The following is a 26,310-nucleotide window of genomic DNA, read 5'->3' as shown; positions in this document are numbered from 1 at the left end:
TATGATTTAGGAATTTCCCCTCTATGGTTTCATCATACTCCCTATATCTAATTTTTTCAATTAGATATATCATTTTCGATATATCTGTTCTGCATTAATATACATAGTTTTTAGCTATATAGAAAAACCACACCCTCTAAAACCATAGAGGGTGCGGTTTTTGGTATAATGACTTTTAGTCAAGAATGCCTATCATTTAAAATCTATTAATGTAGATTAACTAGTCTTCTAAGAAATTATCAGTTTCGACGATCCCCATTATTAAGAGAACCATTATGGCGATTATCATTTTGACGTCCGCCATTATTACGGTTGTTGTTTCGGTTATCATTATTTCTACGTTGGCCATTATTATTTCTATTATGGTTATTATCGTTATTCTTTGGTTTTTCTGGTTGTAATGCTTTTACAGACAGACCGATGCGATTGCGCTTTACGTCAACAGAAATGATTTGAGCTTCGATAATATCACCTACAGCAAGCACATCAGATGGATGTTGACGGCTATTGCAAAGCTCGCTGCGATGTAATAGACCATTCGTTTTAAGCCCAAAGTCTACAAAAGCTCCGAAATCAACTACGTTATGAACAGTACCTTTTACAACGGTACCGACCTTGATATCTTCAAGGCTCACTACGTGTTTTCTGGTCAATGGAGCCGGTAAATCTTCCCGAGGGTCGCGACCTGGTTTAGCAAGAGCCGCCAAGATATCCCGAACAGTCGGCACGCCCGCATCAAGCTTGGCAGCCATTTTATCGGCATCCACAAGAGGTAATTTTACTTGCAATGCTTCTAATTGAGATTTATCTTGTAAGTCTTTTAAGGTAAAGCCTAATTCACCAATGATGCGCTCTGCCAATTCATAAGACTCTGGATGAACGGATGTATTATCCAGTGGATTTTTACCGTGTTGTAAGCGCAAGAAACCAGCACATTGTGTAAAGGCTGCAGGGCCTAAACGAGGTACTTTTAGCAATTCCTTACGGCTTTTAAACACACCATTCTCTTGACGGTATGCAACAATATTTTTAGCCACCGCACTAGAAATGCCTGCAACATGTTGCAAGATAGCTGGAGATGCAGTATTTAGCTCTACCCCAACGTGGTTTACTACAGTTTCAACTACTTGGTCTAAGGTATGTGTCAATTGTTTTTGATTTACATCATGTTGATATTGACCTACGCCGATAGATTTAGGATCGATTTTAACAGATTCAGCCAATGGATCTTGTACACGGCGTCCAATCGATACAGCACCGCGAATGGTAACGTCTAAATCTGGTAACTCATCGATAGCCAATTTAGATGCTGAGTACACAGATGCGCCCGCTTCATTAGTAATGATATAGTGGCAATCTAATTTTTCCTCTTCAATCATAGTAGATGCAAATTGCTCTGTTTCGTAAGATGCAGTACCATTACCAATGGACAAGAGCGTCACCTTAAATCTACGAATCTTATCAGCCAATACCTTTTGAGCTTCCTTGCGAAGCTTTTCACTATTTGTTAAGTAGTAAGCACCGTAATCGAGCACATTGCCTTGTTGATCAATGATAGCCATCTTACAGCCGGTGCGGTAACCAGGGTCGAGACCCATGATGACGTGCCCTGCTAGTGGCGGTTGTAACAATAGATTTTTAAGATTCACACCGAATACCTTGATAGCTTGCTCGTCCGCATTTTCCGTCAATTCATTGCGGATTTCACGCTCTAAAGCTGGGAAAATAAGGCGTTTGTACGCATCGGCTACGGCGGCTGCTTTATAGTCTGCAAAGATCGACTTCGGATTTTTCTCTAACTTTTGAACCATATAAGCGACATAGGTGTCACCTGGTACAGTTAGAGCTAGTTTTAAAACACCTAATTTTTCACCGCGATTTACCGCCAAAATACGGTGCGACGGCATTTGACGAACTGGCTCAGCATATTCAGCGTATTGCAAGAATTGTTGTTGTTCTTCCTCTTCACCGCTCAATTCAGCTTGAATAAAGCCTTCATTCCACATCTTCTTACGCAAGTACGCCCGGAAGTCTGCACTATCGCTGACGATTTCCGCTACGATATCAGAAGCACCTTGTATGGCATCCTCTGGTGTAGGAACCTCTTCTGTTATGTATTCTTTTGCGATCTCTAGCGGATCACCAGAGATAACTGTATCGTTAAGGATCATTTCCGCTAACGGCTCCAAGCCACGTTCACGGGCAATCATGGCGCGCGTACGTTTCTTAGGACGGTACGGTAAATATAAATCCTCTAACTCTTGAAGCTTTGTTGCTGCCTCTAAGGATTTCATCAACTCGTCTGTCATCTTTTCTTGCTCTGTAATAGAAGCAATGATTTCTTGGCGACGTGTTTCTAAATTGCGCAAGTATTTAATGCGTTCTTCAATGGTGCGCAATTGCTCATCTTGCAATTCGCCCGTTACCTCTTTACGATACCGCGCAATAAACGGCACCGTATTGCCTTCGTCCAGCAATTCTACTGCAGCTTGCACCTGCTTTGGCTTAACATTTAATTCACTGCCGATAAGGGCAAACATTCTTTCACTCATTTAGCTGCCTTTCTGCGATAGGTTACAAAACGATGAGGATATTGATTCTTTTCATCCACAATGCCGTCTACAACGGATTCGATAGTGAAAGCATCCTCTGAGAATTCAGGGAAAAATGCATCCCCATCAAATTCGTGGTCCACTTCAGTGATATACATAGTATCTACATAAGGTAGAAAAGCTTCGTATACTTGAGCGCCACCAATAACGTAGGCCGCATCAAGAGCACGTGCTGCTTCAGCAGCCGCCTCAGGGTTATGGAAAATCTTAACACCTTCTGGTGCATCAAAGCCTTTATCACGAGTAATTACCCAATGCTCACGATTTGGCAACAAGAACGGTAAGCTTTCAAAGGTCTTACGGCCCATGATAATAACATGTCCTGTTGTTTTTTCCTTAAAGAATTTCAAATCATTTGGCAAATGCCAAATCAAAGTATTATCTTTACCGATTACACGATTATGTGCTACGGCTACGATTAATGCTAACATACTGCCCTCTTTCAGTTAATACTATATGGCAACAGTCATAAATTATACTATTTAGCAATGGCTATAAACATAATACTATATAGCAATAGCCATACATATTATGCTATTTAACAATTGTCATGAATACAATGCTATACAGCAACAGTCATGGATAATTTACCTAAATGTTCATATCCATCTAAGGTAATGTCCTCTGGTGTGAAGTCATAGAAGTCTTTTACCTCAGGATTCACGATAATTTTTGGAGCAGGCAACGCTTGATTGCGACGTGCTAATTGCTCACGCAATGCATCTACGTGATTTTCATAGATATGGGCATTGTTGATAACATGTGTAAATTTACCTGGTTTTAAACCTGTTACTTGAGCAATCATACATTGTAATGCCGCATATTGAGCCGTGTTAAACGGAACGCCAAGCCCCATGTCGCCACTGCGTTGGATGAGCATGCAGTTCAAGTAACCATCCCCTACATCCCATAAGGTTTCATACGCACATGGTTGCAACGCCATATCATCTAAATCTTCAATATTCCAAAGGGTTACAATCATTCGGCGGCTATCAGGATCTTCTTTAATCGTTTTGATAAGCTTATCTAGTTGTTTGTACTTCGCAATTTGGTAGCCGTATGCTTTACCAATAGTACCATCTTCACGCATCCATTCATCCCATACGTGCACATTCATTTCTTGCAATTTGCGCACGTCATTGGACTGCATTTGCCAAATCCACAATAATTCTTTCACAGCTGTTTTAAAAGCTACAAATTTAGTGGTTAAAATTGGAAATTCCTCTTGCAAGTCAAATTGCATGATTTGTTGAGGCAATTTGTACGTTGCAATGCCTGTGCGATTTTGACCATAAATGCCATGATCTAAAATATTTTCAATAATACCGAGGTATTGTGTATCTGCTAAGCTCATTTATCCCCCTAGATCTATATATAATAAGCAAAAAATACTAACGTATATCTTGCTAGTCTTACTAAAATATATAGTACTATCATACTAAAAAATATACAGTACTACCATATATACAGTAAAATTTATTATCCCTTATATTCTGCAATGGCCTGTAAAAAGGTAAGTCCATATTTTTTTAATTTTGCTTCCCCTACGCCTTTAACATTGCCAAACTCACCTAATGTTGTAGGTCGTAAATTTGCCAAATCTATGAGTACTGTGTCAGGAAAGATAAGATACGGTCTAAGACCCGCTTTTTCTGCCAAGTATTTGCGATGTTGACGTAAATGTTCAAATAAGCCGCCCGATGTAGAGCTGGACTTTCCTCGCACCACTGAGGCAGCAGACTTACTAGTGCGAGAAGGCACAGACACATGTTGTCTAATTTCCTCTACCTCTTTACGACCTGCTAATACTTCCTCTGCACCAGCCGTTAAGGATAATATAGGGTATTTTCCAGTCGAACTGCGCAAGTAGCCAGATGCTACAAACTGTTGGATAAGTCCTTTAATAGATTTTTCATCTACATTGCTCAGTAAGCCAAAGACAGGCAATGCATCATGTCCAGCACGCATAATACGATCCGTTCGCTCCCCGCGGACGATAGAGGTTATCATTGATGCCCCATATCGCTCATCGGTGCCCATGATGGCACGAAAAATAGCTTTTGCTTCCTTCGTAACATTGACCTTATCAGCAGAACCCTTACAAGAGCTACAATTATCACAAGTAGTCCAAACGGTGCTTTCACCAAAGTAATTAAGCATATATTTACGCAAGCAATTACTACAGAAACAGTAATCAATCATGGACTGCAATTTGCGTAACTCCACATCTTGTCGTTCCGGCGTTTCGATAGATTGTTCAATTAAATACTTATGAACCTGTACATCCTGCCCACTATAAAGCAAGATACATTCAGCAGGTGCCCCATCACGGCCAGCTCGTCCTGCCTCCTGATAATAGGACTCCATATTACGCGGCATTTGATAATGTAGCACATAGCGTACATTGCTTTTATCAATGCCCATACCAAAGGCATTCGTCGCCACCATAACCTGTAATTTATCGTCTGCATAGGCATTCTGCATTTCATGGCGCACCTCGTCGTTGAGTCCTCCGTGGTAATGGCCAGCTTTGATGCCCGCACGGGTTAAATTTTCATAAACCCGATCTACATCCTTGCGCGTTGCACAATAGATAATACCATTTTCATTGGCGTGCTCTCGCACATAATGGACAACGTAATCCATCCGCTTCGGTGTGCGGATAACAGAGAACGATAAATTAGGCCGATCAAAACCCGTCACGTATACATTAGCCGTATCTAGACCTAATAATTTTTTTATATCATTTTCTACATATTTCGTCGCCGTCGCCGTAAAAGCCCCCACGATAGGTCTCTTTGGTAATGAATTGAGCCACTCTCCGATAAGTCGATAAGACGGTCTAAAATCATGGCCCCACTCAGAGATACAGTGAGCCTCATCCACGATAACTTGAGCAATCGGTAACGCTCGCAGTACATTACAGAAAAAATTAGAGCTCAACCGCTCTGGCGCAATATATAAGAGTTTAATTTTGCCACTGCGTACTTCGTACATGGTTTTATTAAACTCTGCTTGGGTAAGCGTACTATTGATAAGTGACGCTGGTATATTCTGTACTAAAAGACCATCCACTTGGTCTTTCATAAGAGAAATAAGCGGAGAAAACACAATAGTCAAGCCCGGCTTACAAAGCGCAGGAATCTGGAAACAGATAGACTTCCCTGCCCCTGTCGGCATGATTCCAATTACATCTTCATTCCGCAACAAGGATGCAATAGGAGCCTCTTGAGCCGGTCTAAAGGAGGTATACCCAAAGTAGGTCTCTAACATACGCAACGCTTGTTGTTTCGTCACAACTTGATACGGTTTAGGTACTTCATGCTTAGTGCCTACTTGTTGTTCCATAAGGTCCTCCTTTCACGTTCCAGAAATGTAAATATTAATCTCGATGACTACTGACCAATATTTCGTATACCCAATACGAAATATCGTTTTTACATTCTTTTATTTTATCATATTTCGTTCGGTATGGGACTCATTAGTATATGATTTCATAAGCAACAATCTAATGCGTATCTCTAAAGTATATGGGCTAAATTGGTATAGGAATCTTATTAATATCACCAATTTTTTTACCCTCTAAAGTACTAATATGTGGTACAATAAAAATTATTTACTATACTATAGAATATAACTAGAACCTAAGGAGGTCTTATATAGGCATGACACAAGACAACTTAATGATTATTATCGCCTTTGCCTTATACCTAGGACTCATGATGTATATCGGGGTCTACTACTATCGCAAATCAAACAGCATTGGTGATTACATCCTCGGTGGCCGACAACTAGGACCATGGATCACAGCACTCAGTGCAGAGGCATCAGATATGAGTGGTTGGATGCTCATGGGTGTGCCTGGTCTAGCGTATACTACGGGGATTTCTGGTGTATGGATTGCCGTAGGCCTCACATTAGGTACATGGGCGAACTGGAAATTCGTTTCTAGACGCTTACGTAACCATACTGAGGTAGCCAGTGATAGCTTAACATTACCGGATTATTTGAAGAATCGTTTTCATGATCAATCCCATTCGGTAGCTGTCATTTCCGCCTTATTTATCTTGATTTTCTTCTTGATTTATACATCATCAGGATTCGTGGCAGGGGGCAAATTGTTCAATACCATCTTTGGTCTTGATTACACCGTATCCCTCTTTATCACCGCTGGCATCGTCGTATTTTATACCTTCCTTGGCGGATTCCTTGCCGTATCTTGGACAGACTGTATTCAAGGCGCATTAATGTTCTTTGCCATCTTGGCAGTACCAATTACAGCAGCCATGTACATGGGTGGCCCTATTGAAACATTCCAACTCATCCAACATGAGTTTCCACAAGGACTTAGCTTGTTTGGTAATCCATCTGATTGGTTTACTTGGGCTATCGGCCTAATTTCTTCTCTTGGTTGGGGTCTTGGCTACTTCGGTCAACCTCACATCCTAGTGCGCTTTATGGCTATCTCTGATGCGAAAGAGCTTAAGAAATCTACGAATATCGCCATGGTATGGGTTATCTTATCCCTTATGGCAGCTATTGCAGTAGGTCTCATCGGTCATGTTTACATGCTGCCAGATAAATTAGTAGGCACTGATGCGGAAACAATATTCCTCATCATGACTGAACGGCTCTTTACTCCATTTGTAGCAGGCCTTATCTGGTCCGCTGTATTGGCCGCTATTATGAGTACCGCATCTGCTCAATTATTAGTAACAGCCTCTGCTATTTCTAATGACTTCTATGCTAATATCATCCATCCAAAAGCAAGCGATAAAGAGCTTGTATTAGTAAGCCGTATCGTAGTACTTCTAGTGGCATTGATTGCCATCTATATGGCTATGGATCCAGACAGCTATATCTTGACGATGGTAGCCTATGCATGGGCAGGCTTCGGTGCAGCCTTCGGTCCAGCAATCTTGTTCTCCTTGTTCTGGAAGCGCATGACGCGTCACGGCTGTATCGCTGGTATTGTTGTAGGTGGTTTAACAGTACTCATTTGGAAACAATTTGGATTCTTTGGCCTATATGAAATTGTGCCAGGCTTCATCTTCTCTTCTATCGCAATCTATATTGTAAGCCTCATGGGTAAATTGCCTCCACGTCCGGTTCTAAAAGACTATAGAGAAGCAGAAAAAATGCACGTTCTATAAGAAAACATAAAAAAGCTAGTTGATTCACCGATCAACTAGCTTTTATTTATGAGTATTGGTGTAAACCTTCCTCAATTGCGGCTTTTACCTCTGTCACTAAAGAAGCTGGAGTAAGCACTTTTACACTTTGCATATATTGGAGCGCCCAATATTTAAAGGCGTCATGATTAACACGTACACGACATACAACATTATCAGCTGTTATATTTGTAAACTCTACATTGCCATCGAACCAATCTAAAATTTGATTTACGATGGAACGTCTAGCTTTAAACGTAACAGTAATAGATTCACCACCGAACATATAAATATGTTCCTTTACGTATTGTGACACATTAAAGGTGCGTTGTTGTTGATATCCCTTTATCTCCCGCAAAGGTTTTCTACGTTCATTTAGCACCGTAATATGTGCAATTCGATCAACGCGTAATGTAGACATGTCATCATAATTTTCGTGATTTCCTACCATGTAATAATGTCCTCGATTCATTACTAGTTGGAATGGATTAAATACATACTTCCGTTCCTTATGATCTGGGCCAAGATTAATATGTAATCGCTTATCCACATCTGGTTGGCAATAGGCCAATGAAATTTTTCTACCCTTTTGTATTGCTTCTTCTATGAGATCAATATTAAGAAATAAATCTTGGCTTCTATGAAGGTACCCCGTATTACTTTCAATATCAATACCATGAGGCTTAAAATAGGAGCTACCCAATTTTGCAACACGCCCGATTAAATCTTTACGTTGAGATGCAGTAATATGGCGAGATGCCAATATACCATCAATCAATAATCGCAATTCAGAATCTTCAAAGGTATGAATCATATAGAAATCAGTACGTCGAATTGTGCCATCTGCTCCCACAGCAGACTCTTCACATTGAATACTAAAATCTCCAGATTCATATAAATCATTTAAATGACGGCCTAAGGTTTTCCGATCGACGGATACCTCGTACCGTTCGGCTAATATACTGCGAATCTCCTCTTGAGATAACGTATGATTAGCATCTGTTTCGTCTTTCAGGATTTCTAGTATATATACTAGAACTGCCTTCTTAGATGCCATAAAAGACTCCTTTTACAAATAATACAATTAATACAACTTTATCAACTAATACAATTTATAGAATCATCCACAACACATCGGATGATATTTACAAAATACCCATACACATTATACCATATTTTCATGAACGGCTCATTTTTTCCTCATTAAAATTATCGATTTACTATACTTTTTCAGCAATATAAAATAACTAAAAGTAATAAATATAAAATAAAAGTAAATTTAATTATATAAAACAAAACCCGTTAACACTTAGTACATAAATATGTTATAAGTGTAACGGGTTTATATTTTAGCTATAAAATCAGCAGAATATAATACAGACTCATAGCAACAGGATCAAATAAAGGGAGCTATCACTTAGGAAATACTACCTGTTTTCTTACTTCTAACAAAGCCCAAATGTTCCATACGCGTTGTTAATTCATTATAAAAAGCTTCAGCCATGGCATTTTGATGCTTTGTAGTTTGAGACTGATCTGCACTAAAGAGAGCCTCTTTAATCTTTTTAATTACCGTAGATTTCGCTTTTGGTTTGTTCAATAACTCCATAAATAATAAATCCTCTTCAGAAATATCACCAATAGCATCATTGAACATATCTGCTCCATACATATATTCACTACCACCATGAACAATAGCCTTTACAAAGTTTGTAAAACGGGCAGGTATATAAGATAAGCCCTCCATATACTCTTCTTTTACAGGGAATGTTTTATAGAAGCGAATACCACCACGTACCATATGCTCTACTACAGCTTTATACAAGCTACATACAGCAGGTTCTAATTCATCATTAGATGCATGAGCCGCCTCATGAGCCGCTTTCAAAATAGCGAAGGCCTCGATCATATTGAACGTACCACCATCTTTGATAAGCGCTTGGAACGTATCTCTTACGAGCTCATTTTCAAACATTTCCAGTGCTTCCTCATCAAAGAGAATTTGGAAAACAAAGCTATTTACAGTTGTACGTACAGGAATTGTATTCACTTCAGCCGGATTCGCAATAGCATAGTTGATATCTTTTGCAGCGCTAGCTTTACAAATAATAGACTTGCGGAATGTTGTATCTAGTATAAAATCTAAATATTGTTCTTGATCCGCTTGGCTATTAGGAGCCAGTTGTTCAAGTTTAGCTGCTATACTTTCATCGTAGGTACGAACCATAGATAGTGTAAGGTCTGCATCGCATACATACGCAAGATCATGCGCTTTCAAATGATCATTGAATTGATAGAAATAGCATGGATCATTATGAGGCTCTAGATGATCATGACCTACATAATAGTCATCCTTTTGCATGACAGAGCGCAATGCACCAAGAAATTTACTATTTCGTTCTTTAAGATTATCATAGTTAAGAATCTGAGCACCCACAAGACTGCCTACGGTCTTCCCGCGCAATACCTTTTCCTTATGAGTCAAATTATCTTGATCACGATTAGCAAATAGCATAAGCTGACGAACCTCTTCCATAGTATGCCAGCCTGGATACGTATTGTACGACACATAGGCAATGCCATTATCAGCCAAATGACTAGAAATAATATTGAGCAATTTATCCTTCATTTCATCACTAATCCAAGAGTAGAATCCATGGGCAATAATGTAATCGAAGGTCCCCATCGATTCCTCAAAATTCAAGATGTTTCCTTGTATCAAGGATACATTATCTAGTTTGGCATCACTGATGATTTGATTGCCCTTCTCTACTTGGTCTTGTGAAAGCTCAATCCCTACAAAGGTCGCCTCTGAATTAAATACGGCTTGAGAAATAATATTACCGCCATAAGTAGCACCTAGTTCAAGAACGCGAGCTGTCTTCGCAGGTGGAGTATTTAGCCCTACAAGAGCACCATACGCTTCTAAATAGGCCGGCGTCGTAAAAGGAAATGGATAGGATTTATAGCCTAACTCTTTATATATCGTTTGTTGCATGTCTTCCGTTGTCATTTGTGTATTATCCTTAGCCATATGTACCTCTATATTTAATATTAGAATTATCCAAAATATGTATTGCTAAAATTATGCATGACTCCTTATCATTATACCAAATTCCTAGTATATTACCTATGTTTTAAGCAGTTAATACGTAAGTAATACAATAGCAACTAGCACTATAACTGATTTATGGAAGATACTTAATATGATATTTAGAAAACCAAATTTACATACAAAAGAGGCACCCTCGAAAGGGTGCCTCATATAGTTTTCAGTCGTTAAATAACGAATTATTTTACGTCTTCAAAACCTTTTTGTAAACGAACATAGCTTAAGCGACGTTCTTTAGCATCTTGTTCAGTTTTAGCGAACAATTCTTCTGCCACATCTGGAGCCGCTTTAGCCAAGGAAGCGTAACGTACTTCACCTTTAAGGAAGTCTTGGAAGCTTTCAGTTGGTTCTTTGGAATCCAAGGAGAATGGATTTTTACCTTCTTCTTTAAGTTGAGGGTTGTATCTGTAAAGATCCCAGTAACCAGCTGCAACTGCTTTACGTTGTTCTTCTTGAGCTTTACCCATACCAGCTTTGATACCATGGTTGATACATGGGCTGTAAGCGATAATCAAGGATGGACCTGGATATGCTTCAGCTTCTGCAACAGCTTTCATCAATTGGTTTTTATCTGCACCCATAGCTACTTGTGCTACGTATACATAACCATAAGACATAGCCATCATGCCAAGGTCTTTCTTCTTAGTACGTTTACCAGAAGCTGCGAATTGTGCAACTGCTGCTACATTAGTGGATTTGGAAGCTTGACCACCAGTGTTGGAATATACTTCTGTATCGAATACGAAGATGTTGATGTCTTCGCCAGAAGCTAATACATGGTCAACACCGCCGAAGCCGATATCATATGCCCAACCGTCACCACCGAAGATCCAGTGGGAACGTTTGATTAAGAATTGTTTTTTCTCAAGAATTTCTTTCAATTCAGGAGTTGTAGCGCCTTCAGCTTCGATAGCTGCTACTAGACGTTCGGAACGTTGACGAGTAGCTGCACCAAGGTTAGCAAATTCAATCCATTGTTCCAAAGCTTCTTTCAATTCGCCAGTAGTAGTTTCAACTGCTTTAGAAGCCAATTCTACTAATTGTTGACGAATTTTCTTAACGCCGATGTACATACCATAACCATACTCAGCATTATCTTCGAACAAGGAGTTTGCCCAAGAAGGACCATGACCTTGTTGGTTAGTTGTGTATGGAGATGCAGGCATGGAAGCACCCCAGATAGAGGAACAACCAGTTGCATTGGCAATCATCATACGGTCACCGAACAATTGAGTTAACAATTTAGCGTAAGGAGTTTCACCACAACCTGCGCAAGCACCGGAGAATTCGAACAATGGTTGTTCAAATTGGGAACCTTTAACAGTTTCCTTCTTCATAGGATTTTCTTTTACAGGAAGGTTAACACCATAGTTCCAAGCTTCAGCTTGTTCGATTTCAGTATCGATGGATGTCATTACAATAGCTTTGCCTTTAGGAGCTGGACAGATATCAACACAGTTACCGCAACCCAAGCAATCTAATGGGGATACAGCGATACGGAATTGAAGATCTTTAGCACCCAATGCAGGGATTGTATCGAAATGTTCTGGAGCTGCAGCCACTTCTGCTTCAGTTGCCAAAATTGGACGAATTGTAGCATGTGGACATACGAAGGAACATTGGTTACATTGAATACAGTTTTCAGGCAACCATTTTGGAACGAACAATGCAGGACCGCGTTTTTCGAATTTAGCAGTACCAGCAGGTAATGTACCATCTTCATAGCCAGAGAATTTGGATACAGGAAGATCATAACCAGCTTGTGCATTGATTGGTTGTGCAATATTTTGAACGAAGGATGGGCAAGATTCGCAACCAGGTTTAACTGCATGATTGCCATCATCTACTGCATCTTTCCAGCTAGCAGGAACATCTACTTTTACCAAAGCGTTAACACCTTGATCGATAGCAGCATTGTTCATGTCAACGATATTTTGACCTTTTTTACCGTAAGAAGTTACTACGGATTCTTTAAGGTATTTAACAGCATCATCTACAGGGATGATTTCAGTCAATTTGAAGAATGCAGCTTGCGTTACCATGTTGATACGACCGCCCAAACCGATTTCGGAAGCGATTTTCGCAGCATTGATGATGTAGAAGTTCAATTCTTTTTCTGCGATTTGACGACGTAATTTAGCAGGTAAATGTTCATCCAATTCTTCAGGAGACCAAGTACAGTTCAATAAGAATGTACCGCCTTTTTTGATGCCGCGAATCAAGTCGTATTCATGTACATAAGATTGACGGTGACATGCTACGAATTGAGGTTCAGTAATCAAGTAAGGCAAGTTGATTGGATTTTTACCAAAACGAAGGTGAGACATTGTTACGCCACCAGATTTTTTGGAGTCGTAGTCAAAGTATGCTTGAGCATACATATCAGTGTGGTCACCGATGATTTTGATAGCGGATTTATTCGCACCTACAGTACCGTCAGAACCGAAGCCCCAGAATTTACATTCAGTCAAACCAGGAGTTTCAACTTCTACGCCTTCAGCACGATCTAAGGACAAGAATGTAACATCATCATTGATACCCAATGTGAAGAATTTCTTACCATTTTCAGCAGCTAAATTATCGAATACAGCAACGATGTCTGCAGGGATAACGTCTTTGGAGCTCAAACCATAACGACCAGCGATAACTTTTACATTACGGCCACCGTCAACTACAGCTGCTTGTACGTCTAAGAACAATGGTTCAGCCAAAGCACCTGGTTCTTTAGTACGGTCAAGAACTGCAATGCGTTCTACAGTTTTAGGAAGAGCTTTCAACAAACGATCTGTTGCGAATGGGCGGAACAAATGAACGTTGATAAAACCAACTTTGCGACCCAATTTGTTGAGGTAATCCACAGTGGATTCTACAACTTGAGCGGAAGAACCCATAGTTACAACAACATCAGTAGCATCAGGAGCACCATGATAGTTGAACAATTGGTAGTTAGTACCTGCCAATTTGTTAACTTCGTTCATGTAGTGTTCTACAACGTCAGGAACGTTCAAGTAGAATTTGTTGGATGCTTCACGATGTTGGAAGTAAACGTCAGGGTTTTCAGCAGTACCACGAGTTACAGGAGCATCTGGATTCAAAGCATTTTTACGGAAAGCTTTAACAGCATCCATGTCAACCAATGGTTTTAAATCTTCATAGTCCCAGATTTGAATTTTTTGAATTTCGTGGGATGTACGGAAACCGTCAAAGAAGTTGATGAAAGGTACGCGAGTTTTAATAGCTGTCAAGTGAGCTACAGCGGACAAGTCCATTACTTCTTGTACAGAGGATTCAGCTAACATAGCACAGCCAGCTGCACGAGCAGCCATTACGTCTTGGTGGTCACCAAAGATAGCCAAAGCATGTGCAGCCAATGCACGAGCAGCTACTTGGAATACACCTGGAAGTAATTCGCCTGCTACTTTATATAAGTTAGGAAGCATCAATAACAAACCTTGGGAAGATGTGAAAGTTGTTGTTAATGCACCAGCTTGTAAAGAACCGTGGGTTGCAGCAGCAGCACCTGCTTCAGATTGCATTTCTACAACTTGAACAGTGTTGCCGAAGATGTTTTTTCGACCAGATGCAGCCCATTCATCAATGTGTTCTGGCATTGGAGAAGATGGAGTGATTGGATAAATCGCAGCAACTTCTGTAAAACCATAAGAAACGTGAGCAGCCGCTTGGTTGCCGTCCATAGTTTTAAATTTACGACTCATGTGATTATTGCCTCCTTAAGCATTTAGCAAAAATAGAACACTTGCTTAATCTATCATTATGTTTAGGAATAACAACCATTACAAACTTGCGCACATGAAAAAATAATGCAATAATATATATGTTATATATAATATGGCATTATGTGTGAGCATACTTTTTTGTGATGGGCACAACCATAATTCCTAATATCATAACTTGATATAGCCCTATATGCTAATTATAACGTGCTGGGCCCTATCAACGCAACACATACAGTGACTGTCGCTTTGCCAATATTGCTATCCATGCTTTACATAAAGTAATAGCTAATTGCATTACAGTAATAACTATTCTCATTTAGTTAGGTCACGTCCTATAACCAAGTTTTATTTTTAGGGGGTTAATTATGGATTTTCATCATTTGAAATACTTCGTTGAAGTAGCTGATCAAAAAAGCTTTAGTAAGGCTGCAAGGAATTTACACATCTCCCAATCTGCAATCAGCCGTACAATTAAAGCTTTAGAAGACGAACTTGGTGTTGTTCTCTTCATGCGTAATGCTAAATCTGTAGAACTTACTGATGGGGGTACCATCTTCTTAACCCACGCTAAACGCGTTGTGTTTATGTTTGAACATCTAAAAACTGATTTTGAAAACGAGTTTCGTTTGGAACAAGGTTCCATCAGAATTGGTATTCCACCAATTACTGATGCTCCCATTTTTGCCCAGTTATTAGGTGAATTTAAAAAAGTATATCCACAAATCGAATTGGAACTCTACGAACAAGGTTCTAAAAAGGTTGAGATCAGCGTTCAGGAAGGTTTAATCGATATTGGCATCATCTGTACTAAACCAAACCCTAAAGAATTTGAATCTTTCTACCTTACAAGTGACCCACTATCCGTTATCATTCCTAAATCTAGCCCTTTGGCAAAAGAAAAAGAAATTCGCTTAGAAATGCTAGCTGATGAATCCTTTGTATTGCATAAAGACGATTTCAACTTACATGATGAAATCATCAAAGCTTGTAAACACACCGGCTTCCAACCGCATATCGTGTTTGAAACGAGCCAACGTGATCTCATGTTACAAACAGTTAGTGCAAACCTTGCTATTGCATTATTACCATCTCGCCTCTGCCCTGAGGTAGGTGAAAATACGGAGGTTGGTTCTAAGGTTGTCGTAAGACCTCTCGTACCTGAAATTATTCATACCCTTTATGTAATTTGGAAAAAGGGTCATTACCTCTCCCACGCTTCTCGCTTGTGGTTAGACTTCGTAAACTCCAAATTACCATTACCTGGATTACAACTCGAGGATCGTCAATAATGAACAAACCATCTGGGCTCGCATGTAAATTGCGAGCCCTTTTGAAAGCTAAAGAAGCGCCCATGTGGGGCGTTATCATTGTGCTGGTTATCGTTATCATATTCCAGCAAATACAAATCTCTGAATTACAATGGCGTGTCGATGAAGACCACGATGGCTCTACCATCGACAGTGTAGCAGGTCGTCTTTACATTCTTGAAGGGATGGCTAATAAACATAGCGACCAACTAGACGAAATCCTAAAAGATATTCGTCAGCTACAAAATGACGGTGCCAAGTACGACTGGGAACTAAAACAATTACAATGGTTGCATCCAGAACTCAAAGTACAACCACCAGAGGCAAACCCACACCCATTCAAATCCACAGATCTAAACCTCGATATGAATCCTGGGAAAGTGCCTGATGTAACAAAATAAAATCAATAAAGAAATCAGGAATAAATAAAAGCACCTTATATACCTACAAAAGTCATCACAAATGACTCTTCTCATAGGATATAAGGTGCTTTTATCATTATTCTATTATAAATTTAATTGCTAGTTTTCCCATACGTCTCTGCAATGACAAGTTACTTCTACTTGCGATACGCTTCTAATTTATATGCATATTCACTTAAAAGATCCTTTGAATAGATTTTTTCATTTTTTGAATCTCTAACTTCTTTCCAAATAATAGATGCTACTTTTAATTTATTCGAATAATTGCCACTACATTCGTCTGCACAAAAATCCTTAAAAAATTGATTCCATTGACAAGCCGAATTGTCATACTTTGCATAATCTGATTCACCATAATATACTTTCAGCAAATCTCCAATGGTAAAGCTAATATTTTTTTCACTTTTTACTTTTCTCCAAGCAGTAGCCATATCAGCATTAAATTTAAATCGTGAAACACCTATTAAATCAGAAAAATATTCTCTAAACTTCGTATTAAAAGAAAAATTACATTCAAGTAATGGTGTATCTAAAGTAATATTTTCCACTTGTTTTTTTCTATTTTTTATTGATGATTTTTTAATTAAATTGCCTTTAAAGTACTGCTCAATAATATGATTGAGTTCTTGTTTTATTCCCCTATATTCTAATCCTAATGATTTACATATTTGTGAAAGTTCATCACGATACCAATAATATTTTTTAAATTCATCAAATGATGTAATTTCATCAAACTTAGGTCTACACTCTTTCAATATTCTGTCTCCTCAAGTTTAAATAATACTATTTTGTAAATTGTAACATAAAATTGAATAGTACCCAAAATCACACCATTGAAGCATTCGTTAAATATTTTCCTATGAAGTTATCTATAATATAACTCTACTTAATCCTCTTTATGCTCCATAGATTTTGGAAGTGTCAAAATTAATAGACCAGCAAGGAACATACAAGCCCCCATTACATAGTAGCCATAAGCAAAGCTACCTGTGTGACCATTGATGAATCCAAGCATATAAGGACCTACCCAGCCCCCCATGTTACCTGAAGAGTTAATGAGTCCCATCGCCCCCGCTGCAGCAGCGCCAGATAAGAAGGTTGTTGGCATGGTCCACCATACACCCATACCACCGTAAACACCTACTGCAGTTAAGCATATAAAGAATAAGCTAACTTCTGGAGACAGACTGTGTGGTGTTGCTAAGAAACCAATAGTACCAATGAACAATGTAGTAGCAACGTGCCAACGTTTTTCATTGCGCTTTTCAGAAGAGTAACCACAGTATATTTGTACAAGTAAGGCTGCTGTCATTGGAATAGCAATAGACCACGCTACCACACTTGGTGGCCATCCAGATAAGCTTTTAAGAACTTGAGGCATCCAAAAACTAAAGCCCCAGAAACCAATAACCCACAAGAAATAGATTAACGCTAGGCGCAATACTTTTGGGTCTTTCAACGCTTGCCAAGTAGTATATTTCTTTACCGCTTGCTTTTGTTGCTCTTCTTTTTCAAGCTCGGCTTTAATATATACCTTTTCTACATCAGTTACCCAAGATGCATGTTCAGGACGCTCTTTCATCCAGAATGCGAAAATGAACGCAAAGATCACAGCAGGAATAGCTTCAACGATAAAGAGTGTACGCCAACCATGTAGACCAAAGAACGTTGTATCCAATAAAATACCTGCCAATGGCCCACCAATGATGTTAGAGAACAATAAAGACGTCAACATCAAAGAGATCGCCTTCGCACGCTCCTTTGGCAAGAACCAATTTGGAATAAGTAATGAATAAATTACAGGATATAAAGAAGCCTCACATAGACCAAGTAAAAATCGATAAACATAAAATTCCAACTCAGTGGTCATCGTCGTCATAAGAATACATACGAGACCCCAACTAAACATGATACGCGCCACCCAATGCATAGCATTACAACGAGCTGCAATTAAAGATGCAGGCACTTCAAACAAAACATAACCAATAAAGAAAATGCCTGCCCCCATACCAAATACTTCTGGCGTCAACCACGGTAAATTCTCCTTCATAGTCAAGCCTGCATAAGCAATATTAACACGATCTAAGAAGGCAATAATAGAAACAATAAACAATGGTAAGACTACGTGAAGCATACGACGTTTCGTAAAATCTTTGAAATTGATGTCCCCACTTTGAGGCTCTAGTGTAGATGAGTTCATATAATTCCTTTCTGCTTATTAAAATATTACATACTTTACCATCTTAAAAGAACAAACGTCCTCTGTCAATGGAACTATATAAAATATAGAAATATCAAATAGGAATAGTGAAATCAAAATAATAGCATATAAAAATAGAAAAGGTATATTCGCTAGAAATGACTATATAAAATAAAAAAGCACTTTATAGTATAAATCTGTCTCTATTATAAGATAACAAAATACTATAAAGTGCTTTCATATTAATTAGTACTAACAGGATCATAATCAGCAGGCACAGGAGCGACGATACTCACAAAGATGACATCTTCTGTTCCAGTATTTTTTGCACCATGACATTCACCCTTTTTAGATACTATAACTTGCCCCTTTGTAAAAGGCACCTCCGTATCCGGCGTTGGATAAAATACCCCCTTGCCTTGCAATATAACCCATATATCATCAGAGTTATGATGGTAATGCTTTGGTAAGGTTTGACCAGCTTTAATAACCCATATTGAGCCACCTGTGGAATCAGTTTGATAAAATGGTGTCTTAACAGCTTTCTCCAAACTTTCAACTTTCACGAGTTCCATATCAAAAACACGTTGATCACTCATAATGCTCACACCTTTCATTGATTAACAACTAGCGAGTGCCCGATGCATATTCTCGCATATTAATATCTAGAACCTCTCGAACCGGGTGACTTAGAGAATCCTCATATTGTACTTTCCACTGAATATCCTGATTCATCTCGCCATTTTGTAACCCCGCAATGGTTCCCCCATCACCTATTAGATTATCATGTTCGAAAATATAATTCAACACATTATAAGCATGAAATACTACATGATTAGGATCTACACCGTGAAAGTGATACTGTAAATCAGGTAAAAATAATGTACTCATACCCACAGAATCTACCATCATATCATTGGTACCTTGAATACTAAAATAACGTACATTTACAGCATAATAAATAAAACGAGTTACCGCTTTATCTGAATGATTTTCAATCGATTCACGACTTAAGAACTTACGAGATGGACCAAATACAACAGCTTTACAAGATGGATATAGCTCCAACAGTGCATCTACATATTTCACTAGCATATCGGCCCGTTCTTTAGCCTCTAAACCAGAGGCTAACATATCCGTAGCAAACACCCTGTATTGACACTCTGTCAACAACTCATCCACATTGGGACAATCCCACACCTGACTACGTTCAAAATCATCTAATACAGGCTTATCGATTTTCTCACAATCCGTCACCATTAACGTCGGTGAAATATCTGCATCAGTATCCTCGTAATGCACCTTATAATTCTGAGGAGCAAAACCAGCAGACTCACGACGGTGATCAAAACAATCAACAGGTCCTAGATGCTTCGTAAATATCTCTATCATTGTATCCCGATCAGGCATATCACACTGCTTCGGCATTAATAACTCAACGAAAAAAATACCACCTGGTCGGACTGAAGTATCTGTTAAATCTTGTTTAAAAACTTGGCTCATATGCGCTCTCCTAATTTTTAACTATTATTCTGATGAGTGTATTAATTTATACCATTTTACAATACCTTCAGGAATTAAATAATTTTCACTTTCCATCTTAGCCTTTACCCATCGGTATAAGTCATTTGGAGTAATAATATGAATCAAATCACTTTGAACGTTTGATTTATTTACTATACCTTCTGATGTAAATAGATATACTTCTTTTTTTCGCTTTTGGTCATCTACCAAATCAACATAATTATTAAAATCTAAGGGAACACTCCCTTTTTTTACCTGAGGATATGCAAGCATCCCATTTTCTGGATTTACTAATACACATTCATATAGCTCAGTTGCAATTTTATTCGTAGATGGGATTGTCACATAACCTTTACGATCATATAAATATAGACAAACTAAATCTTCACAATCATTTGGTGATAAACAATCATAAAACAATTGTTGTAAAAATTCTTCATTTGACTTCTCTAATACCAAAGGTTTTCCCCAAAATGCATATTCAGCATATTCAAACATATAGTCTTTATTTATGCGTTGTATAGTTCGACCGCGAATAAAAGCTGTTGCTACTGCTCCTGGCACCTGACTTTCATCACCAATCCGTTCCCACTTAATTCCTGTAATTTGATTAGCTGCATCAAAATCTAATGCATCCTTGTCACAATTATAAGTAAAATTAGAATCTTCGTTCACACGTCCTAGATAATAAATACCATTATCGCGCATCCAAATATAGTCACCCTTTTCGACTTCACTCAACATATCAACAGCGACTAAACGTTTTTTTTGATTCATCCCATATAAACCATACGTTCTAATAACATCATAATACTGATCTATATTTTCTATTTGATTACGTTTTTCTTGTATTTCAATTATAGCCTCAGGATTATAGTGCTTTATATGGTCATCCTTAATACTCCATCCTAAAGCGGCAACATCATTATCTAAACAATACTTTGAAATTTTTTCTCCACTACTACTATCTGTTCTTGTTTGTAATCTCCATACAGACCCCATTGTGTCAACCTCCAAATTAAATAATACAAACTTCATACAATAAATACATTACCTTTTAATTTATAGTATACAGGATGATATTCAGTACTACAAATCGCCATCCATCGTTCTACAAACTTCTCAAAATCAATGTTAAAATTACAATTTAATAGAATTTGCATAGAGTTTTGCAATAGATATACTCGTTCAATTTCTAATCTATCTATTAAAGAATTTCTTATAAGTTCACCCTTAACAACTTGTTTAAATCTTGCATATAAATAATCAATACACTGATTTTTATATCCAAGTTTATAATTGCTAGCCACAAATAAACTACGATATGATAATTCACTCGGGAGAAAAGATTCCCATTCTAGTATTTCATGTCCATCTTCAACCATTCTAATATACATATCATTAATATCAATATAATCTCGAATCCAACATTCAACCATTAAGTAAATATTTAATTCTTGCTCCATTAAGTCATCTATATAAAAGTCCTTTAATCCATCTATATCAAATTCTACATTAGCTCTATATTGATACATAGATATCCCCCTAATATATAATCACATTCTTTTATATAGATATTATAACTTTATGAATGCCCAAATTTTCACCCATAGCATCATATTTAATATATAAAAATCTCACATTATCCCCTCCCTACGGCCCTACAATTCATAAAAATACAAAAAGGCCCTCTCCGTGGTCCGTAGACGAACTTCAGTCATGTGTGAGTTCGAGGACCATAGAGAGGGTCTTTGTTTTAATTATAGAGGTTTACGAACCACGTCAAGGATAGAACCATCGCGGTATTCTACGATTGCCACGATGTCTTCGTCTTTGTCGGATACAGGGATATCTTGTGGTTTACCTACCAAGTCGAATGCTAATTGTTGTAATTCTTCAATTGTGTAGATAGGCAAGTTGCTATCTTTGAAGCGTTCAATCAAATCAGTACGAGCTGGGTTGATTGCAATACCGTATTCAGTAACAAGTACATCAACGGAGGAGCCTGGTGTAATTACAGTTGCAACTTTGTCACGGATCATTGGCAAACGACCACGGATCAATGGACAAGTAATAACTGTACATTTAGCACCTGCTGCTGTATCGGAGTGACCGCCAGAAGCGCCCATCAATACACCGTTAGAGTCAGTCATTACGTTTACGTTGAAATCAAGGTCGATTTCAGTAGCACCAAGGAATACTACGTCTAGGTAGTTTGTAGTGCAGTCAGTCCATGGGTTAGCATACATGGAAGCGGACATTTCGATGTGTGCAGGGTTTTTATCTAAAGAAGCTGCTGCAGTTGTATCGAATGTTTGAGTATCGTAAATTGCACGAATCAAGCCTTCTTCAAGCATACCAGTTAAGATACCAGTAGCACCACCGATAGCGAAGCCACCTACTTCACCGCGTTTGCGAAGTTTTTCAGCGATGAATTTTGCAACTGTCAATGGAGCACCACCAGCGCCCAATTGGAATACGAAACCATCTTTAATGATGCCAGCTTGATCAAGGAATTCACCAGCTAGTTCAGCAATTTTAATTTGGATAGGGTTTTTAGTGAAACCTACCGCACCAGAAGCGATACCTTCTGGATCACCAATGCTTTCAACCTCAACAACATAATCTACGTCAGTTTGAGGGATTGCATAGTTGTGTACGTAATCAACCAAATTATCAGTGATGATAACAGTTGTGTCTGCATAGTGGGAGTCAACTTTAGCATAGCCAAGTGCACCACATGCGGATTTACCCATACGACCAGTAGCATTACCACGTGGATCAGCTGTAGGAGCACCCATGAAAGCTACGTCGATATGAACTTCACCAGATTCGATAGCACGAGCACGGCCACCGTGGGAACGAATCACTACAGGGCGTTTCAATACGCCAGGGTTTTGAGTTAAGAATTTACCAAGACGATCGCGCAAGCCAGATGTTTCAATAGCTGTTACAGTGCCGTCTTGAATCATTTCTACCAAGAACTCATGGCATGGTGACAAGGAAGAAGATGCGATAGTAATATCTTTGATACCTTTTGCTTGTACGCGTTCCATAACCATTTTCATTACATAGTCGCCATTGCGCAAGTGATGATGGAAGGACAATGTCATACCATCTTTTACGCCAGCTTTTTCGATTGCTTCATCGATGGAAGCAAGAACTTTATTTGTACCAACACGGCTCATGTGTACAGGTTTACCTGCACGATGAACTTTAGGTTCAATAGCGAATTCACCTTGATATACTTCGCGGCCTTCTAGTGCTGGGATATTTGTTGGGATATCGCGACCTACTTTATTTAACATCGTATTCTGCTCCTTCCTCTAATTCAACTTTAATGCCTGCTGCACGTGCTTTATCAACTACGCGTTGTGCACGAACTACGATAGGACCATCGATCATTTTACCATCTACGGAGATTACGCCTTTATTGTTGCGCAATGCATCTGCATAGCTGTTCAATACCTTAACGGAATGAGCGATTTCTTTTTCGTCAGGAGTGAATACTTCGTGGATAATTTTGATTTGGCTTGGGTGGATACAAGATTTGCCATCATAACCCAAAGCTTTAATGAATTCAACTTCTTCACGGAAACCTTGAGGGTCTTTCACATCGGAGAATACAGTATCGATTACTCGGATACCTGCTTCACGTGCTGCATGAAGGATTGTTTGACGAGCGAACAACAATTCAACAGCTGGTTTATGTTTACCTGTGCGAAGGTCTGCACGATAGTCTTCAGCGCCAAGAGCGATAGCAACTACGCGAGGGCCGTGGCAGATTTCACGAACATTGTATAAGCCACGAACGGATTCGATAGCTACGATAATATTGATTGTACCTTCTGGCCAGCCGTTAGCTTTTTCTACTTCTTCAATTTTCTTCGCTACGATTTCAACTTCAGAAACATCTTCAGTTTTAGGTAAACGAATCATATCAGGTTTAGCTGGAACGATAACATCAAGATCGTCATAGCCATAAGGAGTTTGTGTAGGATGGTTGATACGAACAACTGTTTCTGCACGGAATTTACGGGATTTCAATGCTTCTGCAGTTAAAAGACGAGCTGTGTCTTTTTCTGTAATTGGCACGGAATCTTCGATATCGATCATGATGGAGTCAGCACCGTGAATATCTGCACTGTTAATCATTTTAGGTGTATTACCTGGTACGAACATCATGGAACGAGACAAACGTTTTTTAGCAGCCTCTGTTAATGGGTTTGTTTTAACTTCTGGGAATGTTTTATCGTTAGCCATTATGCTTTGCTCCCCCTTTCCAATGCGCCCAACACGCGAGCTTTAATCGTGTAATCCCAAGCGTTTTTATCTTGTACGGTTACTTTTACGCCATCATAACCGGCTTCTTTCACTGTGTTCAAGATAACAGATTTAATTTGGTCGCCATATTGACGCATAACTTTGGATGTTAATTCGATTTCGATACCGCTAGCAATCGGTTCAACCGTTACTAATGCATCATTTTTTTCGTCGAAGCCAGCTTGTGCAGCTTTTACTAATTGTGCCATGTTGCATCCTTTCCTTGTGAAACATTTATAAAACTCAAGTCTGTACAGGCTCGTCGCGAGAGCCTATACAGACATTGAATACTAACAATTAAATTCTAACACTCCATAGTAATGATTTCTAATTACATGAAACCAGCGATTTTCCACCAAGGGATACCGATTACGTAGTTCAATACTAAACATACAACAGCGGAGATAAGACCAACTGTCCACCAGTCTTTTACATTGTTGTAACCAGCGGAGAAGATGATTGGACCAGGAGCCGCACCGTAGTGAGTTACGGAACCGCCATAGGAATTTGTACCAATTAAGATGAACGCTAATAATGTAGGATCGATTCCTGCGTTAATACCAACGATCAAGAATACTGGAAGCATTGCAGAAATGTATGCTGTACCTGATGCGAAGAAGTAACGAACCGCAACGGAGATTACAGAGATAAGGATAAGCATCATGAATGGATCTAAACCAAAGTTCATGTGAGTTTCTAAGAACTTAGCCAACCATTCGAAGAATTTTCCTTTGGTCAATGCAGAAGATAAGCCCAAGATGCCACCAAACCAAATCAATGTGTTCCAAGCTGCTTTAGTTTTGAGCAAATCATCCCAAGTAATAATGCCACATACAAATGTAGCAATCATCGCTACGATAGCCACTGCTGTAGCATCAATTTTAATACCAAATGTTGGAAGGATCCAACCTGTGATTGCAAGTAGTGCGATGGCGATAAGGCCTTTTTCAGACGCTTTCATAGGACCTAATTCTGCTAAACCATCAGCCGCAATTTTCTTGTTATCAATTTCTTTGACGGATGGACGTTCATACATATAGCCGATGAACGGAATACACATTAACATAATGAAGCCAGGTACGAACATAGCTAATGCCCATTGTCCCCAGTTCAAGGATACACCAGTCAATTTAGTAATGAAGTCTAATGCCAATAAGTTTGGCGCCATTGCTGTAGCGAATAAGAAGGATGTTACCTTTGTTGCAAAGTAACCATTCTGTAAAAGGTACGCACCTGCTTTTTTTGCAGTCTCACCAGGGTAAGAACCAACAGCTTCAGCGATGGACAAGTTGATAGGATATACGATACCTGCTGCACGAGCTGTGTTGGATGGAGTTGCTGGAGACAAGATCAAGTCAAGGAATGCCGTTACATAACCAAGACGAAGTGTTGTACTACCAAAAGCACGAACCAAGTAGTATGCGATACGATGACCAAGGCCAGTTTTACCAAATGCAACAGATAATGCAAAAGCTGCAAAGATTAACCATAATGCTGTATTGCTGTAACCAGCTAATACATCTTTAGTGTTGCTCAATAAGATAGAAGATGTAGCAACACCTAATAATACCGTAATAGGAACTGGGAATGGTTTTAATACCAAGCCCACGATAGTTGCTAAATAAATACCAAATAATTGCCATACTTGCGGTTTGAGACCATCTGGTGTGCCACCAAACCATGTGATTGCGACGATAGCAGCCATAACGCCAACGCGCCATAATTTGTCTTTCATGTGTGTCTTTCCCTTTCTGAATTAATTTAGGCATACATAAAATCATCTAGTCTTCAACAACATAATCGCTCGCGACGTCGATTACATTGATTAAGTCTACACTCATTATATATGTTTAAAAGAAATATGAATAATAGATTACCTTTATAGGGGTTATAAAAACTTTT

20 protein-coding genes are annotated in these 26,310 nt (G+C 38.9%); 3 read left to right on the top strand and 17 right to left on the bottom strand.

Features of this window, described 5'->3' with window-relative positions; all coding sequences use genetic code 11:
• Nucleotides 1-239 precede the first annotated feature (239 nt).
• From KH286_RS08145 to recQ, 4 genes are all read right to left on the bottom strand, one after another.
• Nucleotides 240-2,552, bottom strand: coding sequence for a Tex family protein (locus KH286_RS08145; protein WP_278617817.1), 2,313 nt, complete (start codon nucleotides 2,550-2,552; stop codon nucleotides 240-242).
• The gene (locus KH286_RS08140) at nucleotides 2,549-3,043 is read right to left on the bottom strand and encodes a dihydrofolate reductase (RefSeq protein WP_008715045.1); all 495 of its coding nucleotides are present in this window, start codon (nucleotides 3,041-3,043) and stop codon (nucleotides 2,549-2,551) included. The genes KH286_RS08145 and KH286_RS08140 overlap by 4 nt, the downstream gene beginning before the upstream one ends.
• A 131-nt stretch (nucleotides 3,044-3,174) precedes the next feature.
• The gene (locus KH286_RS08135) at nucleotides 3,175-3,966 is read right to left on the bottom strand and encodes a thymidylate synthase (RefSeq protein ID WP_012864704.1); all 792 of its coding nucleotides are present in this window, start codon (nucleotides 3,964-3,966) and stop codon (nucleotides 3,175-3,177) included.
• Between the two features lie 125 nt (nucleotides 3,967-4,091).
• The gene (gene recQ / locus KH286_RS08130) at nucleotides 4,092-5,960 is read right to left on the bottom strand and encodes a DNA helicase RecQ (protein WP_278470433.1); all 1,869 of its coding nucleotides are present in this window, start codon (nucleotides 5,958-5,960) and stop codon (nucleotides 4,092-4,094) included.
• A 317-nt stretch (nucleotides 5,961-6,277) separates the two neighbouring features.
• Here recQ and putP point away from each other — a divergent pair, with 317 nt between their 5' ends.
• Nucleotides 6,278-7,765: a sodium/proline symporter PutP gene (putP, locus tag KH286_RS08125; RefSeq protein ID WP_024061612.1), complete on the top strand. Its 1,488-nt coding sequence runs from the start codon at nucleotides 6,278-6,280 to the stop codon at nucleotides 7,763-7,765.
• 46 nt (nucleotides 7,766-7,811) lie between these two features.
• Here the strand turns inward: putP and KH286_RS08120 are convergent, their stop codons facing one another.
• From KH286_RS08120 to nifJ, 3 genes are all read right to left on the bottom strand, one after another.
• A complete protein-coding gene (locus KH286_RS08120; protein WP_278617816.1) occupies nucleotides 7,812-8,840 on the bottom strand; it encodes a helix-turn-helix transcriptional regulator in 1,029 nt (342 codons plus the stop codon).
• A 360-nt stretch (nucleotides 8,841-9,200) separates the two neighbouring features.
• Complete coding sequence (locus KH286_RS08115) at nucleotides 9,201-10,817, bottom strand: methyltransferase regulatory domain-containing protein (protein ID WP_024061614.1); 1,617 nt, start codon at nucleotides 10,815-10,817, stop codon at nucleotides 9,201-9,203.
• 257 nt (nucleotides 10,818-11,074) lie between these two features.
• Entirely contained in the window at nucleotides 11,075-14,611 is a 3,537-nt protein-coding gene (gene nifJ / locus KH286_RS08110; protein ID WP_278617815.1) for a pyruvate:ferredoxin (flavodoxin) oxidoreductase, read from the bottom strand.
• A 386-nt stretch (nucleotides 14,612-14,997) separates the two neighbouring features.
• On the opposite strand from nifJ, the gene KH286_RS08105 reads away from it, so the two are divergent.
• A complete protein-coding gene (locus KH286_RS08105; protein ID WP_008602616.1) occupies nucleotides 14,998-15,921 on the top strand; it encodes a LysR family transcriptional regulator in 924 nt (307 codons plus the stop codon).
• On the top strand, nucleotides 15,921-16,340 hold the full coding sequence (locus tag KH286_RS08100; RefSeq protein ID WP_012864710.1) for a hypothetical protein: 420 nt from the start codon (nucleotides 15,921-15,923) through the stop codon (nucleotides 16,338-16,340). The genes KH286_RS08105 and KH286_RS08100 overlap by 1 nt, the downstream gene beginning before the upstream one ends.
• A 158-nt stretch (nucleotides 16,341-16,498) precedes the next feature.
• Here the strand turns inward: KH286_RS08100 and KH286_RS08095 are convergent, their stop codons facing one another.
• From KH286_RS08095 to KH286_RS08050, 10 genes are all read right to left on the bottom strand, one after another.
• The gene (locus tag KH286_RS08095) at nucleotides 16,499-17,116 is read right to left on the bottom strand and encodes an SAP domain-containing protein (protein WP_012864711.1); all 618 of its coding nucleotides are present in this window, start codon (nucleotides 17,114-17,116) and stop codon (nucleotides 16,499-16,501) included.
• Between the two features lie 131 nt (nucleotides 17,117-17,247).
• A complete protein-coding gene (locus KH286_RS08090; protein WP_012864712.1) occupies nucleotides 17,248-18,561 on the bottom strand; it encodes an MFS transporter in 1,314 nt (437 codons plus the stop codon).
• Nucleotides 18,562-18,803: 242 nt separating this feature from the next.
• Nucleotides 18,804-19,160 (bottom strand): cupin domain-containing protein, encoded by a 357-nt coding sequence (locus KH286_RS08085; protein WP_012864713.1) that lies wholly within the window; start codon nucleotides 19,158-19,160, stop codon nucleotides 18,804-18,806.
• 28 nt (nucleotides 19,161-19,188) lie between these two features.
• Nucleotides 19,189-20,064, bottom strand: a complete 876-nt coding sequence (locus KH286_RS08080; RefSeq protein WP_024061617.1) for a DUF4261 domain-containing protein — start codon at nucleotides 20,062-20,064, stop codon at nucleotides 19,189-19,191.
• A 24-nt stretch (nucleotides 20,065-20,088) separates the two neighbouring features.
• Nucleotides 20,089-21,087, bottom strand: a complete 999-nt coding sequence (locus tag KH286_RS08075) for a hypothetical protein (protein WP_012864715.1) — start codon at nucleotides 21,085-21,087, stop codon at nucleotides 20,089-20,091.
• A 32-nt stretch (nucleotides 21,088-21,119) separates the two neighbouring features.
• Complete coding sequence (locus KH286_RS08070; protein WP_008602610.1) at nucleotides 21,120-21,620, bottom strand: hypothetical protein; 501 nt, start codon at nucleotides 21,618-21,620, stop codon at nucleotides 21,120-21,122.
• A 225-nt stretch (nucleotides 21,621-21,845) separates the two neighbouring features.
• Nucleotides 21,846-23,393: a citrate lyase subunit alpha gene (gene citF / locus KH286_RS08065; RefSeq protein WP_024061618.1), complete on the bottom strand. Its 1,548-nt coding sequence runs from the start codon at nucleotides 23,391-23,393 to the stop codon at nucleotides 21,846-21,848.
• Nucleotides 23,383-24,348, bottom strand: coding sequence for an HpcH/HpaI aldolase/citrate lyase family protein (locus KH286_RS08060; protein WP_004695279.1), 966 nt, complete (start codon nucleotides 24,346-24,348; stop codon nucleotides 23,383-23,385). Before KH286_RS08060 ends, citF begins: the two co-directional genes overlap by 11 nt.
• Nucleotides 24,348-24,617, bottom strand: coding sequence for a citrate lyase acyl carrier protein (citD, locus tag KH286_RS08055; protein WP_008715023.1), 270 nt, complete (start codon nucleotides 24,615-24,617; stop codon nucleotides 24,348-24,350). The genes KH286_RS08060 and citD overlap by 1 nt, the downstream gene beginning before the upstream one ends.
• A 122-nt stretch (nucleotides 24,618-24,739) precedes the next feature.
• On the bottom strand, nucleotides 24,740-26,143 hold the full coding sequence (locus KH286_RS08050; protein WP_008715021.1) for an anion permease: 1,404 nt from the start codon (nucleotides 26,141-26,143) through the stop codon (nucleotides 24,740-24,742).
• Between the last annotated feature and the right edge of the window lie 167 nt (nucleotides 26,144-26,310).

The sequence above is a fragment of the Veillonella parvula genome (genome assembly GCF_018378075.1).
Classification (GTDB): domain Bacteria; phylum Bacillota; class Negativicutes; order Veillonellales; family Veillonellaceae; genus Veillonella; species Veillonella parvula_K.
Note: the sequence above shows the minus strand (reverse complement) of the source record. Positions and strands in the feature narration are given on the sequence as shown.

Excerpts from the sequence above, each read along its gene's own strand:
- KH286_RS08145 (WP_278617817.1), bottom strand. The coding sequence starts at position 2,552 with ATGAGTGAAAGAATGTTTGCCCTTATCGGCAGTGAATTAAATGTTAAG.
- KH286_RS08140 (WP_008715045.1), bottom strand. The coding sequence starts at position 3,043 with ATGTTAGCATTAATCGTAGCCGTAGCACATAATCGTGTAATCGGTAAA.
- KH286_RS08135 (WP_012864704.1), bottom strand. The coding sequence starts at position 3,966 with ATGAGCTTAGCAGATACACAATACCTCGGTATTATTGAAAATATTTTA.
- recQ (WP_278470433.1), bottom strand. The coding sequence starts at position 5,960 with ATGGAACAACAAGTAGGCACTAAGCATGAAGTACCTAAACCGTATCAA.
- putP (WP_024061612.1), top strand. The coding sequence starts at position 6,278 with ATGACACAAGACAACTTAATGATTATTATCGCCTTTGCCTTATACCTA.
- KH286_RS08120 (WP_278617816.1), bottom strand. The coding sequence starts at position 8,840 with ATGGCATCTAAGAAGGCAGTTCTAGTATATATACTAGAAATCCTGAAA.
- KH286_RS08115 (WP_024061614.1), bottom strand. The coding sequence starts at position 10,817 with ATGGCTAAGGATAATACACAAATGACAACGGAAGACATGCAACAAACG.
- nifJ (WP_278617815.1), bottom strand. The coding sequence starts at position 14,611 with ATGAGTCGTAAATTTAAAACTATGGACGGCAACCAAGCGGCTGCTCAC.
- KH286_RS08105 (WP_008602616.1), top strand. The coding sequence starts at position 14,998 with ATGGATTTTCATCATTTGAAATACTTCGTTGAAGTAGCTGATCAAAAA.
- KH286_RS08100 (WP_012864710.1), top strand. The coding sequence starts at position 15,921 with ATGAACAAACCATCTGGGCTCGCATGTAAATTGCGAGCCCTTTTGAAA.
- KH286_RS08090 (WP_012864712.1), bottom strand. The coding sequence starts at position 18,561 with ATGAACTCATCTACACTAGAGCCTCAAAGTGGGGACATCAATTTCAAA.
- KH286_RS08085 (WP_012864713.1), bottom strand. The coding sequence starts at position 19,160 with ATGAGTGATCAACGTGTTTTTGATATGGAACTCGTGAAAGTTGAAAGT.
- KH286_RS08080 (WP_024061617.1), bottom strand. The coding sequence starts at position 20,064 with ATGAGCCAAGTTTTTAAACAAGATTTAACAGATACTTCAGTCCGACCA.
- KH286_RS08075 (WP_012864715.1), bottom strand. The coding sequence starts at position 21,087 with ATGGGGTCTGTATGGAGATTACAAACAAGAACAGATAGTAGTAGTGGA.
- KH286_RS08070 (WP_008602610.1), bottom strand. The coding sequence starts at position 21,620 with ATGTATCAATATAGAGCTAATGTAGAATTTGATATAGATGGATTAAAG.
- citF (WP_024061618.1), bottom strand. The coding sequence starts at position 23,393 with ATGTTAAATAAAGTAGGTCGCGATATCCCAACAAATATCCCAGCACTA.
- KH286_RS08060 (WP_004695279.1), bottom strand. The coding sequence starts at position 24,348 with ATGGCTAACGATAAAACATTCCCAGAAGTTAAAACAAACCCATTAACA.
- citD (WP_008715023.1), bottom strand. The coding sequence starts at position 24,617 with ATGGCACAATTAGTAAAAGCTGCACAAGCTGGCTTCGACGAAAAAAAT.
- KH286_RS08050 (WP_008715021.1), bottom strand. The coding sequence starts at position 26,143 with ATGAAAGACAAATTATGGCGCGTTGGCGTTATGGCTGCTATCGTCGCA.